The sequence below is a fragment of the Sinobacterium norvegicum genome, assembly GCF_923077115.1.
Classification (GTDB): Bacteria; Pseudomonadota; Gammaproteobacteria; order Pseudomonadales; family Sinobacteriaceae; genus Sinobacterium; species Sinobacterium norvegicum.
The window spans coordinates 456,583-475,060 of sequence record NZ_CAKLPX010000002.1 but is presented as its reverse complement, the minus strand read 5'-3'; the positions used below and the strand labels follow the sequence as shown (position 1 = coordinate 475,060).

17 protein-coding genes are annotated in these 18,478 nt (G+C 50.3%); 11 read left to right on the top strand and 6 right to left on the bottom strand.

Going from position 1 to position 18,478, the window contains the following annotated elements; genetic code table 11:
- Window positions 1-28 precede the first annotated feature (28 nt).
- Genes L9P87_RS11170 through cls form a run of 4 tightly spaced genes read left to right on the top strand, consistent with a single transcriptional unit; the run spans window position 29 to window position 4,519 of the window.
- A complete protein-coding gene (locus L9P87_RS11170; protein ID WP_237444825.1) occupies window positions 29-973 on the top strand; it encodes an HlyD family secretion protein in 945 nt (314 codons plus the stop codon).
- The gene (locus L9P87_RS11165) at window positions 970-1,902 is read left to right on the top strand and encodes an ABC transporter ATP-binding protein (RefSeq protein WP_237444824.1); all 933 of its coding nucleotides are present in this window, start codon (window positions 970-972) and stop codon (window positions 1,900-1,902) included. The genes L9P87_RS11170 and L9P87_RS11165 overlap by 4 nt, the downstream gene beginning before the upstream one ends.
- Window positions 1,899-3,005, top strand: a complete 1,107-nt coding sequence (locus tag L9P87_RS11160; RefSeq protein WP_237444823.1) for an ABC transporter permease — start codon at window positions 1,899-1,901, stop codon at window positions 3,003-3,005. Before L9P87_RS11165 ends, L9P87_RS11160 begins: the two co-directional genes overlap by 4 nt.
- Window positions 3,006-3,019: 14 nt before the next feature.
- The gene (gene cls / locus L9P87_RS11155; RefSeq protein WP_237444822.1) at window positions 3,020-4,519 is read left to right on the top strand and encodes a cardiolipin synthase; all 1,500 of its coding nucleotides are present in this window, start codon (window positions 3,020-3,022) and stop codon (window positions 4,517-4,519) included.
- Window positions 4,520-4,598: 79 nt separating this feature from the next.
- On the opposite strand, the gene L9P87_RS11150 is transcribed toward cls, so the two are convergent.
- Both L9P87_RS11150 and L9P87_RS11145 read right to left on the bottom strand, forming a co-directional pair.
- The gene (locus L9P87_RS11150) at window positions 4,599-5,135 is read right to left on the bottom strand and encodes an outer membrane beta-barrel protein (protein WP_237444821.1); all 537 of its coding nucleotides are present in this window, start codon (window positions 5,133-5,135) and stop codon (window positions 4,599-4,601) included.
- Window positions 5,136-5,143: 8 nt separating this feature from the next.
- Window positions 5,144-6,043 carry a DUF3943 domain-containing protein gene (locus L9P87_RS11145; RefSeq protein ID WP_237444820.1) on the bottom strand — a complete coding sequence of 300 codons (900 nt, stop codon included), beginning with the start codon at window positions 6,041-6,043 and terminating at the stop codon, window positions 5,144-5,146.
- Between the two features lie 238 nt (window positions 6,044-6,281).
- Here L9P87_RS11145 and L9P87_RS11140 point away from each other — a divergent pair, with 238 nt between their 5' ends.
- The 3 genes from L9P87_RS11140 to L9P87_RS11130 all read left to right on the top strand — a co-directional run bounded on the left by L9P87_RS11140 (window position 6,282) and on the right by L9P87_RS11130 (window position 7,673).
- Complete coding sequence (locus tag L9P87_RS11140; RefSeq protein WP_237444819.1) at window positions 6,282-6,887, top strand: nucleotidyltransferase family protein; 606 nt, start codon at window positions 6,282-6,284, stop codon at window positions 6,885-6,887.
- A 15-nt stretch (window positions 6,888-6,902) separates the two neighbouring features.
- A complete protein-coding gene (locus L9P87_RS11135; RefSeq protein ID WP_237444818.1) occupies window positions 6,903-7,382 on the top strand; it encodes an NYN domain-containing protein in 480 nt (159 codons plus the stop codon).
- A 111-nt stretch (window positions 7,383-7,493) separates the two neighbouring features.
- Window positions 7,494-7,673: a hypothetical protein gene (locus L9P87_RS11130; protein WP_237444817.1), complete on the top strand. Its 180-nt coding sequence runs from the start codon at window positions 7,494-7,496 to the stop codon at window positions 7,671-7,673.
- An 88-nt stretch (window positions 7,674-7,761) separates the two neighbouring features.
- Here the strand turns inward: L9P87_RS11130 and L9P87_RS11125 are convergent, their stop codons facing one another.
- Window positions 7,762-9,453, bottom strand: coding sequence for an AMP-binding protein (locus L9P87_RS11125; protein WP_237444816.1), 1,692 nt, complete (start codon window positions 9,451-9,453; stop codon window positions 7,762-7,764).
- A 718-nt stretch (window positions 9,454-10,171) separates the two neighbouring features.
- On the opposite strand from L9P87_RS11125, the gene leuA reads away from it, so the two are divergent.
- Complete coding sequence (gene leuA, locus L9P87_RS11120; protein WP_237444815.1) at window positions 10,172-11,857, top strand: 2-isopropylmalate synthase; 1,686 nt, start codon at window positions 10,172-10,174, stop codon at window positions 11,855-11,857.
- Window positions 11,858-11,941: 84 nt separating this feature from the next.
- On the opposite strand, the gene L9P87_RS11115 is transcribed toward leuA, so the two are convergent.
- Window positions 11,942-12,733: an enoyl-CoA hydratase-related protein gene (locus L9P87_RS11115; RefSeq protein WP_237444814.1), complete on the bottom strand. Its 792-nt coding sequence runs from the start codon at window positions 12,731-12,733 to the stop codon at window positions 11,942-11,944.
- A gap of 90 nt (window positions 12,734-12,823) precedes the next feature.
- A complete protein-coding gene (locus tag L9P87_RS11110) occupies window positions 12,824-13,282 on the bottom strand; it encodes a MarR family winged helix-turn-helix transcriptional regulator (protein WP_237444813.1) in 459 nt (152 codons plus the stop codon).
- A gap of 191 nt (window positions 13,283-13,473) precedes the next feature.
- On the opposite strand from L9P87_RS11110, the gene L9P87_RS11105 reads away from it, so the two are divergent.
- Genes L9P87_RS11105 through L9P87_RS11095 form a run of 3 tightly spaced genes read left to right on the top strand, consistent with a single transcriptional unit; the run spans window position 13,474 to window position 17,701 of the window.
- Window positions 13,474-14,490: an LLM class F420-dependent oxidoreductase gene (locus L9P87_RS11105; RefSeq protein ID WP_237444812.1), complete on the top strand. Its 1,017-nt coding sequence runs from the start codon at window positions 13,474-13,476 to the stop codon at window positions 14,488-14,490.
- Window positions 14,490-16,031: a thiolase C-terminal domain-containing protein gene (locus tag L9P87_RS11100; RefSeq protein WP_237444811.1), complete on the top strand. Its 1,542-nt coding sequence runs from the start codon at window positions 14,490-14,492 to the stop codon at window positions 16,029-16,031. The genes L9P87_RS11105 and L9P87_RS11100 overlap by 1 nt, the downstream gene beginning before the upstream one ends.
- Before the next feature lie 26 nt (window positions 16,032-16,057).
- Window positions 16,058-17,701, top strand: a complete 1,644-nt coding sequence (locus L9P87_RS11095) for an AMP-binding protein (protein WP_237444810.1) — start codon at window positions 16,058-16,060, stop codon at window positions 17,699-17,701.
- 160 nt (window positions 17,702-17,861) lie between these two features.
- On the opposite strand, the gene L9P87_RS11090 is transcribed toward L9P87_RS11095, so the two are convergent.
- Window positions 17,862-18,422: a hypothetical protein gene (locus L9P87_RS11090; protein WP_237444809.1), complete on the bottom strand. Its 561-nt coding sequence runs from the start codon at window positions 18,420-18,422 to the stop codon at window positions 17,862-17,864.
- Window positions 18,423-18,478 lie beyond the last annotated feature (56 nt).

The window sequence follows — 18,478 nt, the reverse complement described above, 5'->3', positions numbered from 1 at the left end:
TTCTGCTACTCGCCACAGGGATGCCCCGATGCTGCGCTATCTATTCCTCACTGTTACCACCCTGGCCATTGTCGGCTGCTCAAATGAGCAGCCACAGGCCCTCGGCACCCTCGAATGGGACCGAATCAATGCCCGCGCCATCGCCTCAGAAGCCATCGTCGAAATCTATGCCGCCGAAGGTGATCAGCTAGAGAAGGGCCAGCAAATACTCAAACTCGACACGCTGTTGCAACAAGCCAAAGTGGCGCAGCTTGAGGCCAATGTTAGCGTCGCCCAATGGCAGCTAGAAAAGCTACGAGCGGGTTATCGTACTGAGCGGGTAACCGCCGCTGAGGCCGCCCTCAATGCTGCCACCAGCGACCGCGTCACCAAAGACAGAACCTACCAACGGCAACTGGAACTGCGAGCCAAGAATCTCAACAGCCAAAACGATGTCGACAGTGCTGACAACCGCTACCAGAGCAGTGTCGCCAACGAGAAAAAAGCCAGCGAAGAACTGCATGCGTTAAGAGCCGGCTACCGCACAGAAGAAATCGAGCAAGCACAGGCGCAACTGACCGCCGCCGACGCCGCCCTACGCTACGGAAAACTATTACTGAGCCGCTATATCGTCACCGCCGAACGCGCCGGCAGACTCGATAGCCTGCCATTTAAGTTAGGCGATAAGCCACCTACCTCGGCCATCATCTCTACCTTGCTGGCCGGCGATACCCCATGGGCTAGAGTCTATCTGCCCGAGCCCTGGCTCAGCCAGGTCGCCATCGGCGATGAGGTCAGCATTAAGATTGATGGCCGAGAGACCACGCTAAACGGTCGCATTCGCTATATTGCCTCCCAGGCATCCTTCACCCCTTATTACGCCATGGCTGAAGATAATCGAGCGCGCTTATCCTATATCGCCGAGATCGACCTGCTGGATAGCGATGCCCAAACTCTGCCTGTCGGTATACCACTGCAAATGGTTAAGCCATGAGTGTGGCCGCCAGCCCAGAATATGTCATCGAGGTTGAAAACCTGAGCAAAAAGTTTGGCGACTTTACCGCCGTCGACAATCTAACGATGAAGATTCCTCGCGGTTATGTCTACGGCTTTCTCGGCCCCAATGGCTCGGGCAAGACCACGGCTATTCGCATGATGTGTGGCCTGTTAACGCCCACCGAAGGTCGCGTTAAAGTACTCGGCATGGCCGTACCCAAAGACGCTGAGCAAGTTCGCCTGCAGGTGGGCTATATGACCCAGCGCTTCTCGCTCTATGAAGACATGACGATCAGTGAAAACTTGCAGTTTTTAGGCCGGGTCAACGGCATCGATAAAAAACAACTGCAACAGCGTATCGACGAGGTGTTAGCCACCTTTCGCCTGCTAGAATTTCGCCACGCCATTGTCGGCCCGATGAGCGGTGGTCAGAAACGTCGACTGGCCCTCGCCGCTGCTATTTTAAAATCCCCCAAATTACTCATCCTCGATGAGCCAACCTCCGAGGTTGACCCTAACACTCGACGTGAGATGTGGGAGATCCTGTTTCAGCTAGCCGATCAAGGCACCACCGTATTAGTGTCGACCCACCTGATGGACGAGGCCGAACGCTGCCATTATCTCACCATTATGGATAACGGTAAGATGGTCGCCGACGGCGACACGCAAACACTGAAACACAATATCAATGCCGCAGTATATTTGATCAAGGGCGACAATACCCCAGGCCTACGGCCGCTATTATTAGCCCATGACGATATCGATGCCGTCACTCAGGTAGGCCTCGACCTGCGCCTGCTGGTCGATAAGCAATCCACTATGGACGCCTGCGATGTACAGGCATTAATCGGCAACGACTATCGTGTCGACTCAATACCGGCCTCGATGGAAGATGTTTTTGTTATCGCTACGCGAGGTGACGGATGAGCGCTTCACTGTGGCGAATATGGGCCGTCTGCCAAAAAGAATTTATTCAGTTGCGACGCGACCGTTTAACCTTTGGTATGGTCATCATGATCCCATTGATCCAGCTGTTATTGTTTGGCTATACCATCAATACCAATATTCGCGATGTGCCGATCACCGTCGTCGACCAGGCCGAGAATAGTTTTTCACGCCAGCTGATTATGGATATTCAGGCCACCCAGGTGGTCGTGGTCAAACAACAGATGAACACCCCAGAAGAAATGATGGAGAGCATTCGCAACGGCTCCTCCGCCGCCGGTTTATTCATCCCCCGCGACGCCGAGCAAAGACTCTACAGTGGTACCGGTGAGCCCGTAGCACAGCTGGTAGTCGATGGCTCCGATACGGTCTTGGCTGGCGCGTTAAAATCACTTGGTTCGATGCCGTTTCAACCGGGGGCAGTGATCTCGTTAGCCGAGTTAAACCCGTTAATCTCGGTGCAACTACTGTACAACCCCGAACAGCGTTCCGAACTCTTTACCGTACCCGGATTACTCGGCGTTATTCTCACCATGACCATGACCATGTTCACCTCCATCGCCATCGTCAGAGAGCGGGAACGCGGCAATATGGAACTACTGATCGCCACACCGGTTAAAACGGTCGAATTGATGACCGGCAAGCTCATTCCCTATGTCATTATTGGCTTGATTCAAACGCTGATAATATTGCTGCTCGGGCAACAGTTGTTCGATGTCCCCATTGTTGGCAGCCTGTCGCTGATACTCTTGGTCTGTACCGTGTTTATCTTTGCCAACCTCGGTTTTGGTTTACTGCTGTCGACACTGGCGAAGAATCAACTGGCGGCGATGCAGATGTTTATCTTTTTCTTTTTACCCTCACTGCTACTCTCCGGCTTTATGTTTCCCTTCGTCGCTATGCCGAAGGTGGCCCAATGGCTGGCAGAAATACTACCGATGACCCATTTTATGCGCATCATTCGCGCCGTCATCTTACGCGGAGCAGAACTGAGTGATATCCACAGTGATATGATGTTCTTAGTCGGTTTCTTTATCGTCACCATGTTATTGGCATTGCTTCGCTTTAAGCAACGCCTCGATTAATCACAGGGTTTACTATGTTTGCAGAGAGCCAGTTTGTTTTTTCGTTCGAGAAATTATTACTACTCAGCGCCGTGGCGACGTTCTGTTTGATGACCAGCGTTCATGCGGTTATCTATAAGCGTAATTCTTATTCCGCCTTCGGTTGGCTCACCTTTATCTTGCTGGCACCCAGCCTATCGGCGCTGATGTATTTATTCCTCGGCTGGCGCGGTGTCTTGGTTATTTTCCCCTTAGTCGGCTCTATTCTCTATGTTTGTTTAGGGGTCAATCGCCTCAGCCGAAAATTTCGCAAAGGGGATTTTCGTCTCACTGAAACAAAAATCGATTTAAACACTATCACCGCTAAAAACTCCGGTATAAAGCGCGACAGTAAATGGCTGGCAATCAGCACCACCGGGAAAAATCTGGGTTACTCCGCTGAGCACTATTGTCAGATAGACATCCTCAACAGCGGCGATCAAGCCTACCCTCAAATGTTGGCCGCCATCGCTCAAGCAAAAAAATCCATCAGTTTATTCAGTTATATTTTCAATGATGACGACACCGGCATGGCATTTTGTCAGGCGTTGATCGCCGCCAAAAATCGAGGTATTGAAGTCCGCGTACTAATCGATGCCGTTGGCTCACACAAAAGCCGTAACACCGTTATCAAGACATTAAGAAAACACAAAATACCGGCCAAGGTATTTATGCGCGTGCTGATCAAGACGCAATTTTCAAACCTCAGAAACCACCGAAAACTGCTGATTGTCGATGGCGAAACAGCCTTTACCGGTGGCTTAAATATCAGCCAACTGTATTGGCCGGAAAAATACGGCGACGGTGGCGTCATTGATTTACATTTTCTGGTGCGAGGCTATTTGGTCAACTATCTACAGGAAACCTTTGCCAACGACTGGGCTTTTACCACCAAAGAAAAACTCACCGACGACATCTGGTATAGCGACAATATTATTGAGGCTGGCAACTGTATTGGCCGGGTGATTGCCGATGGCCCCAGTTTCGAAGAAGAGAGAATGCGTTGGCACTTCCTTAACGCCATCAACAGCGCCCATCACCATATTCGAATTTTGACACCTTACTTTCTGCCCGATGCCCCCATCAGCGCCGCCCTCTGCTCCGCTGCCCTTCGAGGTGTCAATGTAGAAATCCTGCTGCCGGACAGCTCCGATCACAGTTATATGGATTGGGCGCTGCGCGGTAGTATGAACGATATGTTAGCGCGGGGATGCCAGTTCTATTTCAGCCCACCCCCCTTCGATCACTCCAAGTTGATGCTGATTGACGCCGAGTATGCCTCTATCGGCTCGGCAAATTGGGATGAGCGCAGCCTGCGCTTAAACTACGAACTCAATATCGAATTATCGGGACGCGAAATTACAGAACAGCTCCATCAGCTATTCGATCAAAAAATCGCGCGGGCTAAGCACTACACACTGAAGGACCTCAATCGACGACCAAAACTGCAGCAACTTCGCGATGGTATTACGCGACTGTTCAGCCCTTATTTATAAGCCTTAACATTCAATATGCAGTATTTTAAACAATAAAAAAGGGCGATGACTCGCCCTTTTTTATTGCCTGTCTCACCGGTTAACGGCCGTCACCCTTACCCGGTCTGAAGGCTAAGGTCATAGTCAATGCCGGTTCATGAAAGTTACTATCAAAATTATAAAAATCTCTTACGTCAGTCCGTATTGCCCAGTTTTTATTCACTCGGTAGCGAATGCCCACACCATAATGCCCTTGAGTATCGGTAATCGTTTCACCGAGTTCCTCACGTTTTTCCTCGCCAATACCCCACACACCGTAAAGCGAGAAGTCATAGCCCAGCGGCAGATAGTGATAGCTGGTCATGTGATATTTAATGGCAGGTACGTCATCGATGCCAATTTCCGCATCATAGGCCAAGGCACTGTACTCTAACAATACCGCCCAACTATCACTAAAGTTGATACCAATACCGGTACCAAACATCGTGCCGTAATCGTTGACCTGGGAGTCATCCGCATCGTAATAGCCCAGCGAACCCGATAGCTCCACATTGGCCACGGTGACTTCATCGGCCAGTACATTGGCGGCATTAAAAACAGGAAGTAATAGCGCTAGCGCCACAATAATTTTTTTCATTGTTTGGTCTACATCTCTAGGTTAATAGCAAAGCCAACATAATCCTGCAGCTCTTCACCACGCATCGGCTGGTAAAATGCTGGCTGAGTCATAATCGTCGCCGTACCGCTCTTAATCACCTGGCCGCCGGCAACATTGTTAATGCCCTTGGCAATCGCATCAACGGGGTCGAGGAAGAACAAACCGGTTGACTGCCAACCGTTGAGCTCTCCGTTAACCATCTTTTCTTCTTCCAGCCCAAGCTTCTGCTGGTAGGCCCACTCACCATAAAGCCAACCGCCAACCGGGGTAACAACTAAATCCTGAATAGACGGCACCTCGGCAAAGGCTTCGATACCGTACTCCCAGTAAAACGTCGACATCAGAAACGAGTAAACAAAAGAGTTCCACTCGTTATAACCTGAAGAACGGGCGGTAATATAGTAGACACCACCGAAATACGGATGGCCAACGTAGTTGAGAAACAGGTCATCCTCATCCCAGACCGGACCACTGCTGACGTTATTCCACCACTTCTCGCCCATGCCCTCGTCGCTGGAAGCCCAATTTGAAACATCTTCCGGCAGCAGCGCAATAGTACCGGCAACACCCAGGGCCAAGCCAAACACCAACTTGGTCTGCGACCACAATCTCTCCTGATCTTCCTTGGGGTTACTATCGAATAACGTTACTTCCCAGGGTGAGGTATTATTGCTGATATTAAGCGTCATCTCCGCCGCCACATCGTCACTGGCTTCGATAGTGTGCTGCTCGGCTTCGACTGCATCGGCATCGCTGGCATCCTGCTGAGCGACGACAATACGTTGATCCGGGTTTTCTACCGTTAGCATTAAGCTGCTATCAATATTATTGATAGCCCATAGCGGTTGACTGCAAAGAATAAGCAGTGCGGCACAGGTATTTTTCATGAGATTCCAGAGTGTGACAATTATTGAGAGACGGCAATATCAATTTGCTGTGCTCGAATTATTTGCGGAGACTATTGTAATTGGTTACCACGGGATAAAGCTACTAACATTGAGCACTTAGCTCGACGAATTAATATTGCTTGCCGCTTACTGGCAATACTCTCTATTATAGTTAAGGCTATTTCCTGTCGGAAAATATTTTCTTTTATCATTAAATACAATATATTAAGGTCTGCAGATGGCATCCATTGGCACCCTCATCCTCGCCGCCGGCGCCAGCAGTCGATTTAACGGCTGCAAAGCCTTGGCCCTGTTCAACCAACAGCCCTTATTGCAGCATGCAATCAACCATTCCAATACAATTACCGGTAGTCATTGTCATATTGTCACCGGAGCCTGGCATGAGGACATCAGCCATTACCTGGCAAAGAGTCACTATCATGGCAGCGTCATACACCATCGTCAGTGGCAGCAAGGCATCGGCAGCTCGATAGCCTTTGCCGTGCAATACCTCGACAAACACTATTCTTACGATGCCATCCTCATTTTATTAGCTGACCAAATTGCCCTCTGCTCGGAGGATTTACAGCGTTTATTACAAGCCTATACCGGGGATAATATTAGCTGCGCTTTCTATCATAATAGCCCAGGGGTACCGGCAATTTTCCCCCCTCATAGTTTTAAGCAACTGCAACAACTGAGCGGCGACCGTGGCGCTAAACGCTTATTATCCGACGATAGATTTGATATCTGCCACGTTGTAATGCCTAATGCCGCTATTGATATTGATACCCGTGACGAGTTGCTGCACTGGCAGCAACACGACAATCGCGAAGAAAAATAGCACCGAGACTATACAATGAACAACATTGCCGTGTTTGCCGATGTCCAAAATATCTACTACACCACGCGACAAGCCTATGGCAGGCAATTTAACTATAAAAAATTATGGCAGCGACTGGCTCAGCAAGGCAACATTGTCATGGCCAAGGCCTATGCCATTGATAGTGGTAACAGTGGCCAACAAAAATTCCAAGCGGCACTCAATCACATCGGCTTCGAGATCTTACTCAAACCCTATATCCAGCGAAGCGACGGCTCCGCCAAGGGCGACTGGGATGTCGGCATTGCTATCGACATCATGGAGGCGGCGGCCTCTGAGTCGATCGACACCGTTGTCTTACTATCCGGCGATGGCGATTTTGATCGTTTGCTGGAGCGGGTCAAGCAGCGTTATGGTGTCCACACTGAGGCCTATGGCGTGGCCGCATTGACGGCAAAATCCCTTATCCTAGCCGCCGACCAATACCATGCCATCGACAGAGATCTGCTGTTGTAGCGCTGAACCCTGACAGAGGGTATGTTGATAACATTTGATCTATCGCTAAGTTTTCAACAAGCGATGCCGCTACTATCGAACAATAAATAATCAAAATAGCGGCAAGGGACGATGAAGAACTCCGATACATCCAATGAGTCAAAGCTGGCTTTACCTAATGTAACTGACACTAGGCCGGTCGATAAGATTCAACAGCAACGCGTCATGATGGTCGCGGCTTTAATGGCGACAGGTATCACCGAGGCCGAGGCGGTACAAGTGATCTTCGAAAGCGGCGCGCGTCAGCACTGAGTTAGCAGCATAACGGTTTTTAAATAAAAAAAATCCCGAACTGATGGGCATCAGTACGGGATTTTTGACCGCAGAAATCAGGCGGGGATTATAAGTCGCGTAGCTCGCGGCGAAGAATCTTACCCACAGGCGTCATCGGCAGTTCATCTCTGAACTCAACATAGCGAGGAATTTTATATCCTGCCAAGCCGTGGTCCTTATCCTTACAGTGAGCAATCAGTTCTTCCTTGCTCACTTCGCCATTGGTGACTACAAACAGTTTTGGCGCCTCACCAGACTTATCATCCGGCACACCGATAACGGCACAGTTAACCACCTTGGGGTGAGAGGAAACCACATCTTCAATTTCATTTGGATAGACGTTAAAGCCTGAAACCAGGATCAAATCCTTGATGCGGTCAACAATGCTGACGAAACCATCTTCGGCGATAACCGCCACATCACCGGTACGGAACCAACCGTCTGCATCCAGCACTTCAGCGGTCGCCTCTGGGCGCTGCCAATACCCCTTCATCACCTGTTCACCCTGCACACAGAGTTCGCCGCGCTCACCAACAGCAACTTCATTGCCCTCGGGATCGATACATTTTAACGCCGTGCTCGGCATCGGCAAACCAACAGTACCTACCTGGGCCAATTCACCCAGCGGGTTACACGAAACAGCCGGCGAACACTCGGTTAAACCATAGGCCTCAGAGATACGAACACCGGTCGCCTGCTCCCAGCGATCACTGGTGTCTTTCACCAAAGCAGTACCACCGGACATCGACATTTTGAGCTTTGAAAAATCAATTAATTTAAAGTCTTCATGATCCATCAAGGAGACAAACAAGGTATTTAAACCGACAAAACCAGTAATGCCCCGATCCTTAATCGATTTGATAAACATCTTAGGATCTCGAGGGTTGGTAATCAAAACACTGTGATTACCGGTCTCGAACATACACATCAGGTGTACGGTAAACGAATAAATATGATACAGCGGCAATGGCGCAACAACGGTCTCACGCCCCACAGAATAGATAACCTCACCATTACTATCTTTCTGCTGTAAATTGGCACGCACCTGCAGCATATTGGCTAAAATATTTCTATTGGTCAGCATGGCACCCTTGGCGACACCTGTCGTGCCACCGGTGTACTGTAATACCGCAACATCATCACGTGTCGCTGACACTGGGGTATAGCCTTTATCAGCACCGAGCTTTAATGCCTTCTTCAATGGCACTGCCGAGGGCAGGCTAAAGGCAGGTACCATTTTCTTGACATACTTCATCAGGGCACTGATCAGCGGGCCTTTTAGACCTGGAATCATATCGCCGATATTCGTCACTATAACGTGTTCTATCGGTGTCTGATCGAGAATTTCCTCAACCATATGACCAAACATGCTAACAACAACCAGCGCCTTGGCACCGGAATCATTAAATTGGTGTTTCATTTCCCGAGCGGTGTACAGCGGGTTGGTATTCACCACCACCATACCAGCGCGCATGGCACCAATAACAGCCACAGGAAACTGCAACAAGTTTGGCATTTGCACGGCAATACGATCGCCGGGCTTTAATGTCGTGTGGTTTTGTAAATAGGAAGCGAAGTCAGCACTGAGCTTATCGAGCTGACGATAAGACATGGTATAGCCAAGATTGGTAAATGCAGGTTTATCTGCATACTCCTTAAATGACTTTTCAAAGACCTCAACAATCGACTGGTATTGCGTGTTATCGATAGTGTTGGCAACACCTTCAGGGCGTTTACCGTTCCAAAAATCAGCCTGCATAAAAAGTTCCTGCTTCGAAAATGGTTTGCTTGTTATTTGCAAAGAGTGTTGCATAGCACAGGATAAATGGAAAGCAAACCGACGCATTGCCCTCGATATTTGTTGTCGGTGTAAACACTTGTTACTTTCCGTAATACTCTGTTGTTGCTATTTGTTTCTCCCCCGGCTTTTCATCGACGTTGTTGCCTTTAACTGGATCCGAAGTGACGAAAAAACACACCGGCGCTATTAATCATCAACTATTCATCAAAAAAAGGTCAAAGGAATCGATTTTTTACGGCAAAAATACACAATAAACTAAATAACAATAAATATACGCTATTTAATATCAAAAAATGTCGCAATGACTCCAAATTCGCAACCACCTGCTAACAGCACCTCCTTATACTGTTCACAACTTAAGGCAGAAAGCGCTCACCCTCACAAAGGGGCCAGCGCAGCCACTCCCCCGGTTATCAAAAATGGCCGGGGAGAGCCCCGGGCTTTACCCTTGTCCAACGGCCGACAGCCAGTGCGGAATATCGATTGCTTACCCAGCGCAGACCGCCCCTAATAAGAAGAGTTTTCCATGCAAAGACTTACTCACAGATTTCGACTTTAAAGCGGCTACCGATCCTTGTCAGCGGTGTTCGGCAGCCCTTTTATCCTCTTATCGCCGCCATCACCTCTAAATCAGCAGCACCACCCCGCCTAAAATCACGGCATAGGATGTATTACCATGAGCTTCGACCACAGAAAATATCGCCCATTTACTCCGATAAAAATGACCAACCGCCAGTGGCCAGATAACGTCATCGATAACGCGCCACAGTGGTGTAGTGTCGACTTGCGCGACGGTAATCAGGCATTGATTAACCCGATGTCTGTACAGCAGAAACTGGCGCTTTTTAAGGTATTGGTCGAGGTTGGCTTTAAGGAGATTGAAGTCGGTTTTCCCGCCGCCTCGCAACCAGACTTTGATTTTGTCCGCTGCTTGATCGAGCAGGATTTGATCCCCGACGATGTAACGATTCAAGTGCTCACTCAAGCCCGTGAAGCCTTGATAAAGCGCAGCTTCGAGGCGTTAAGAGGTGCCAACAAAGCCATTATGCATGTCTATAACTCGACATCAGTGGTACAGCGCGAGCAGGTATTTAAACTCGACCAACAAGGTATTATCGATATCGCTGTGCAGGGAGCGCAATGGGTGCAATCTTACGCCGAACAGCAGCCTGACACCCAGTGGCAGTTCCAATACTCACCGGAGAGTTTTACCGGCACCGAGATCGAGTTCGCCGTCGAGGTTTGCAACGCTGTCTGCGCTGTGTGGCAGCCGACACAAGCACGCCCATGCATACTGAATTTACCCGCCACCGTCGAGGTTGCCAGCCCTAATTTTTATGCCGACCAAATCGAATGGTTTGGTCAGCATATTGACAATAGAGAGGCTGTTATTATCAGCCTCCACACCCACAATGACAGAGGCTGCGGTGTCGCTGCCGCCGAACTCGGCGTCATGGCCGGTGCCGACCGCGTCGAAGGTACGCTGTTGGGCAACGGTGAGCGTACCGGCAATATGGATATTGTCACCATGGCAATGAACCTTTACAGCCAGGGCGTCGACCCAACGCTGGACTTTTCGAATATGGAAAAAATTGTCGAAACTGTCGTATATTGCACCGATATTAAGACCCACCCCCGCCACCCTTATGCCGGTGAATTAGTCTTTACCGCCTTCTCTGGCAGCCACCAGGATGCGATAAAAAAATGCTTAGACTTACGCCAAGATAATAGCGCCCCTTGGCAGGTCGCTTATTTGCCTATCGACCCTGCCGACGTTGGCTGCAGCTACGAGGCGGTGATCCGGGTCAACAGCCAGTCTGGCAAAGGCGGCGTCGCCCATATTTTAGAAAGCGATCACGGCATCAGCCTACCCCGCTGGGCACAGGTCGATTTCAGCCCTGTGGTGCAGGCCTTTGCCGAAGATAATGGCGGCGAAGTCAGCAGCGACAAGGTGCTACAACTATTTAAACAACACTATCACATCGGTAGCCACCAGGCAGATGGCGACCAGCCCTATGCAATCAGCAGCTATCAGATTAATCATGACGAGCAGGATGAGGTTGCCATTACTCTTACCAACGGTAGTGCAGAAGCGCTGATCAAGGCCAGCGCCGACGGCGTACTTGCCGCATTTGTAAAAGGCATTAGCCGTTTCAGCCAACAGTCTATCGATATTGAAAATTATATTGAATACGCCATCGAAGAAGGTGCCAGCGCCTCGGCGAGGGCGATAGTCGACCTGACCATTGACGGTAAAACAGTCATCGGTATAGCGGAAAGCGGAGACATCGTCTCCGCGTCATTAAATGCTGTACTGTCAGCGTTTAACCGGCAACAGCCCTGTACTTCTGCCGTCGCCTAAGCGTGCTGTGATGGCGGCGTGGTTGAAAACTTAGCCCGCCATCACACCCACACCGTGTTCAATAAAGGCAGTACGCGTGACAAATCAGCTGCCCGACCATTTAGGCGCACGCTTTTCGGCAAAGGCAGCAGGCCCCTCGATAAAATCGTTACTACTCAACAGCGTGTCAATGGCCTCGTATCGATACGATACCGCGGTTTCTAAGTCGGCAAGGTCTGCACCCTGGCGCTGCATTTGCTTGGTCATCTGCAATGAGACCGGAGAACACAAGATCATTTGCTCAGCCACTTTAACCGCCTCATCAACCACTGTCGTATTGTCAGTGACGCTGACAATACGGTTGACAAAACCCATTCGCTGCCCCTCTTCGGCGCCAACTTTACGAGCCGTTAATAACATATCCATGGCCTGTTTTTGACCAATCTGGCGCGACAGCCGATGTATTCCCCCTGCTAAAGCGGCCAGACCAACCCGGGGTTCAGGCAGGGCAAATTGAGCACGTTGGTCCGCTACAATCAGGTCGCAGGCCAAGGCTATTTCAAAGCCCCCCCCCATCGCAAAGCCATTGACGGCAGCAATCACCGGTTTGTCGAGATCAAAACGCGCGGTTAACCCAGCAAAACCAGTTTTAGGGATGGTAACCTTCGCACCAGAGGCTTGGTATTTAAGATCATGCCCAACAGAGAATGACTGATTGCCAGCGCCGGTTAAAATCGCAACCCAGGCGTTTTTATCGGTATCAAAGTCATTAAATACCGACTCCAATTCATAATTAGTCGGCGGGTGGAGCGCGTTGAGGGCATCGGGGCGATTGATCGTCACAATCCAAATATGGTCTCTTTTTTCCAGTGTGCAAAATTTATAATGATTAGTCATTCTGGCATTACCCCTGTGTCGTTATGATATCCATAGAACATTTCTCAACTCAGCCACTATGAAAATATTCAAACCCAAACAAGCCGATGTCTAGCGCTCGGTAAATTGCGCAGTAATTTCATCTCTAAGCGCTGTTAAGGTGCGGATAGTGGTTTCGATATCGTCGCTGTTAACCGCGCCCGCAGTATTTTCTGCCCAGTCATTATCGCGTTTTTTCACCGTGACCAAAGCCGCTTTGCCCTTGTCGGTCATCGACAGATGTCGTGCACGCTTATGGTCCGGGTTTTCGGTGTAGGTAATCATCTCGCTTTTAGCCAAGGCATCGGTAAAACGCTGCACAGTCTGTCGCTGCAAATTCATACGCCGGGCAATATCGGCGACGGAGAGACTGCCATCGTTTTCTGCAATGGTCACCAAACACCACCAGCGCGAGCTCGTCAGGCCTGTATCCTGTGTCAATTTGTCGCCTTTTAATTGCAATTTTGGTGCGGTTTTAAGAATCTCAAAAACCAGATCCAAAACCGCCTTGCCACCGGGTGAAGTGCTCACGTGTCTACCTTTTTAACTGTATGACTCAATATCATCGAACCGTTATCCTATCATAAACGACAGCATGCACACCACTTGTCAGCATGCTGTCATAAGTGTAATGTATCCCTCAATTACCAATGTCTGCCCGTTGGGGCTTGATATTGCGACTAAAATAACGACATACACACAGTCAAATAGGGGCTTAAACAATGGGTGATTTAAAATTAGGTTTAGCGCAGGGTTACTGGAGCAGAGCCCCCCAAGAGAATTTTATTGAGATGGCACAGGAAGCCGAAAAGCTGGGTTACGACTCGGTTTGGTCGGCAGAATCTTGGGGGAATGACGCCTTCACCCCGCTGTGCTGGATTGGCGCACATACCAATAAAATTAAACTGGGTACCGCTGTTGTCCAATTATCAGCTCGTACCCCAACCGCCTGTGCAATGCACGCCCTGAGTTTGGACCTGATGTCCAAGGGACGTTTTATACTGGGGCTGGGCGTGTCTGGACCGCAGGTTGTCGAAGGTTGGTATGGCCAACCCTTCCCCAAGCCGTTAGCGCGCACTCGCGAGTACATAGACATAGTGCGACAGGTGCTGGCCCGGGAAGCCCCAGTGACCAACAGCGGCCCCCATTACCCGCTGCCATACACCGGTGACGATGGCATGGGCCTGGGTAAACCCCTTAAGCCAATTGTCCACCCTGTACGTAAAGACATTCCGATTTTCATGGGCGCTGAAGGCCCCAAAAATATTGCACTATCGACCGAGATTGCCGATGGTTGGCTGCCGCTGATCTATAACCCTTATGACGAAAGCATGTATGAAAAGTCGCTGGTCAATGCCAAGCCCGACTTTGAGATCAACCAGATGGTCATGGTGAATATTGACGACGACCTCCAAGCCGGTTTGCTACGGGTAAAAACCTTTTTAAGTTTTTACATCGGCGGCATGGGAGCCAAGACACAAAATTTCCACAAAGATTTATTTGTCCGCATGGGCTACGAGGCTGAAGCCGACAAGATTCAACAGTTGTTTATGGAAGGTAAGCGAGATGAGGCCATTAACACTATTCCCGACGAATTTGCTGACAGCATCTCTTTGATCGGCTCAAAAGCCCGAATTAAAGATCGCCTTCAGGCCTGGCGTGATTCCCGCGTCACCAGCTTGTTGGTGGCGACGACCGACAAAAAACAGCTGCGTGATATCGCCGAACTGGTGCTCTGATGAATGATCGTACACCGGTTTTAATTGGCGCGGGACAGTTTGTACAACGCCAGACAACCGATGACTCACCAATGACGCTGGCTGCTCAGGCCAGCATGCAGGCGCTGACGCATGCCCTAAGTGGTACGGCATGCGACACAGCTCAGATTGCTCAACACATCGACACCATTGCAGTGACGCGTCTGTTTTCCGATATGGGGCACCTATGGCCGTGCGAGTGGGGCCGTAGTAATAACCCGCCGCAATCCATTGCACAGGCAATAGGCGCCACGCCAAAACATCGTATTTATTCATCGATGGGGGGCAATCAACCGCAGTCCATGTTGATCGAGTTTGCCGCGGATATTGCCCGCGGCGACCGCGATATGGTGTTAATTGCTGGGGCTGAGGCATTAAAAAATCAGCGCCACGGCGCCCGTCAAAAAAAACTGACGCCGACATTCTCTCTCGACTGGAGTGAAGAGTTCAGCCAGCCTCTGGAAGACCGAGGCATCGGTGAAAGCATAGCCACCACGCAGGAACAGGCCAATGGGCTGACAAGTGTGGCGCTGTATTACGCTCTCATTGAGCAGGCCCAACGCCAGCAAGCCGGTCGTTCGATACCGGCCCATCAAAAGGCTATGGCACAGCTGCTGGCATCGTTTAGCGCCGTCGCCGCCAACAACGCTTATGCGCAATTTCCCGGACAGCAAACAGCCGAAGAAATTATCAGTGCTGCACCACTCAATCACCTCTACAGCAAGCGCATGATCGCCCAGGACAGCGTTAATCAGTCGGCGGCAGTGATACTGTGCAGCGTCGCCAAGGCACGCGAGCTGGGTGTTCCCGAGTCTCACTTTATTTACCTGCAAGCCATGGCTGAGGGCGCCGAGCACACCCTGACACAGCGCCCAGATCCGGCGTTATCGCCCATCGCCAATCACGTTACAGACCGTGTACTCGACACCGCCGGACTCACCGCCGAGCAAATAGAATTGATCGATATATACAGTTGCTTTCCCTGCGCCATCACCGCAGTTGCCAATCATATGGGGCTGCCTGTGGATGGCAGTCGCGCGCTGACGCTGACCGGTGGCCTGCCTTACTTCGGCGGCCCGGGTAACAACTACAGCCTCCATGCGATGGCCGAGGTGGTGACGCAACTGCGGCAAAATACCGCGGCGGCTAAGCCGGTGCCAAGCTACGCCATGGTAACCGCCAATGGCGGCGTGCTATCGAAACACGCCAGTGTCATTTATTCGAACCGCGCTAATGACATCGACTGGGCCAACACAGAAACCTGGGTGCGTAATACTGACAAGCCAATGACGATCAGCGATGCGCCGACAGCCGGACGGATTGTCTCTTACGTAATTTACCCCACGGCAAAAGGCAGCATCCGGGCCATCATTATTGGCCGTACCAATGAGCAACAACATTTTGTCGCCAGCACATCAGACCCAAAAACCTTAACAGCGATGTCCGCCAGTGACCCAAGCGGTCAGGCGGTCGACATAATAATAAAGGGCGAGCAGCTTAAGTTTGTGTTAACCACCCCTTAACGCAGCGCCGAAACAGAGGACGTAACATGAGTTGGAATTACAGTGAGGCGGTCGATCGAATAGGCCTCGGCCCTATGGCAGAACGCACGGCATTAATCCATGAACAACAAACATATACCTTTGCCGAGTTGCGTCGTCGCGCCAGAAGCATTGGCGCCTGGCTGCAAGACAAGGGGCTTAAAAAACACAGCCATGTGGGTCACTATCTACGCAATACGAATGCCTACCTAGAGGTGTTTTTCGGCAGCGGTTTAATCGGCTGTGCACATGTCAATATTAATTATCGCTATCAACAGCAAGAGCTAGAGCATCTCTGTCATTCGCTGGATGTGGAAGTCCTGGTCTATGCCACTGAATTTGCAAAACAGGTTGCTGAAATAAAACCGCAGCTGAACAAAACAATTGCCTATGTTGAAGTGACGGAAGACGGCGCTGACCCGGTCAACGACTTTGCCGTGTCGCTGGATGATATCTATCTCTACCGGGCCGATGACTTAGTAACCGATACCGCCAGCGACAACCAAATCATCATTGCCACCGGCGGCACCACGGGTATGCCCAAGGGTACACAGTGGGAGCATACTGGGCTGTGGCACAAGATGAAGGTGTGGGGTATTGGTGCCATGGCAGCGACAGCGTTAACCGACGCCCCCGACACACTGGACGACTATTTAACCCTTTTACAAACCCAGCCAGCATCCAAACCCTTGCTACCGCTATGCCCACTGATGCATGGCACAGGGCTGATGATGGCAATCTGTGCGCTGGCTCAGGGCTCGCCGGTCGTTACCACGGGGATCAAACGTTTCGATGCCGATCACTGCCTTAATTTAATCAAACAACATCAGGTTGGTAGCTTGGTGATTGTCGGTGATGCCTTCGCCTTGCCATTATTGGAAAGCATCGAAGCCCGCGACGATGGCTGCTTTGATAGTGTTCAGTCACTGATATCATCCGGCGCCATACTCAGCGATCAAAGCCGCACACGCTTTATTCAACAAAACCCCGACCTGGTGTTGCTCGACACACTGGGGTCAAGCGAGACCAGTGGTTTTGCTTTAACCACCGAACAGGCCGGCGTCTTTCTCCCCATGCCGACCACCAAAATATTTGACGATAATCTCGTGGAAGTTGCTCCCGGCAGTGACACCATCGGCATTGCCTATGCCGGCGGCTACATTCCTATTGGCTACTACAACGAGCCGGAAAAAACCGCGGCCACGTTTATCAAGATCAATGGCGAGCGCTTTGTCAAAACCGGTGATCGCTGCACGGTCAGAAAAGATGGTTTGTTAGCTCTGCTGGGGCGCGATAACAGCGTTATTAACACCGGCGGTGAAAAGGTCTATACCATCGAGGTTGAACAGTTATTGATCCGCCACCAAACCATCTCCGATGCCCTGCTAATAGGCTTGCCACACCCTCGTTTTGGCAAGATGGTGGTGGCTGTAGTCGAGGGTGGCGAGCTGACCAATGACAATTTGGACGTGGCCGCCCTACAACATTATTTACGCAAAAATCTTGCGGACTACAAGGTGCCCAAGAAAATCTATGCGATTGACTCTATGCAGCGCTTTGCCAATGGCAAGGTAGATTACAAAATGATTACCGACTTTGCCGCCCGCTGTTTAGAACAATACCAGCCCGCACCGGGCCGAGAAAATAACTAAAAGCTTAAGGAGGCTCCCTCGGCGTTTTTCAGGCATAAAAAAAGCGATGATTGCTCATCGCTTCAAAGTGGCGGCAGAACCGCCACACTACTGTTAACTTTTTTGCCGGTAATCAATGACTGTCGTCACCGGTCAGAATCTTGTCGTAGACGGTAAACCCTTAAACCAATAGCTCTAAATTCTCGGCATCGATGTCGGCGTTGATGTAGGCCATACCCAGCTTGTTTAAATAATCTAGTCGGTCTGCCTGTGCGGGGTCGATCAACGGCGCTTTAAAGCCGTGTGCTGTGTATAGGTTAGACACCTGTTCTAAGAAATCATTGCCCTCAATCATTAACAGGCTGGCAGCACCCACATCCGGCTTAACGCTGTTATTCATTGCCTCTGGCAGGTTGATCGCCAGTACTGCCGGGGCCTCTTCACCGCCGTTATGAGCAGCACGCTCCTTTACCTTTTGCTCAGCCCAGTAGTAAGCCAACTCTTTACTTTGAGTGAGAAAAACAGGTTCGATGGTTTCGGTATAACTGTTGCCAATCGTCGCCATGATTTTTTTAGCCGTTTGCTTTAAGGCCCTGTCACCCGAGCGCTTTAAACCATACTCTTGTATTGAAGCAACCAATGTCGACGATGTACCGTGATACCAAGTACGGCCAACCTTAAAACCCTCTGCGCTCAGTAAGTCTCTTGCATCTTGTAAGTTGTTTGGAATATTCGTCATCATCAATTTCACTCTAAAAAGTCTTGGTTTCAATCAGCAGAAAAGGCGACACCCTTTTG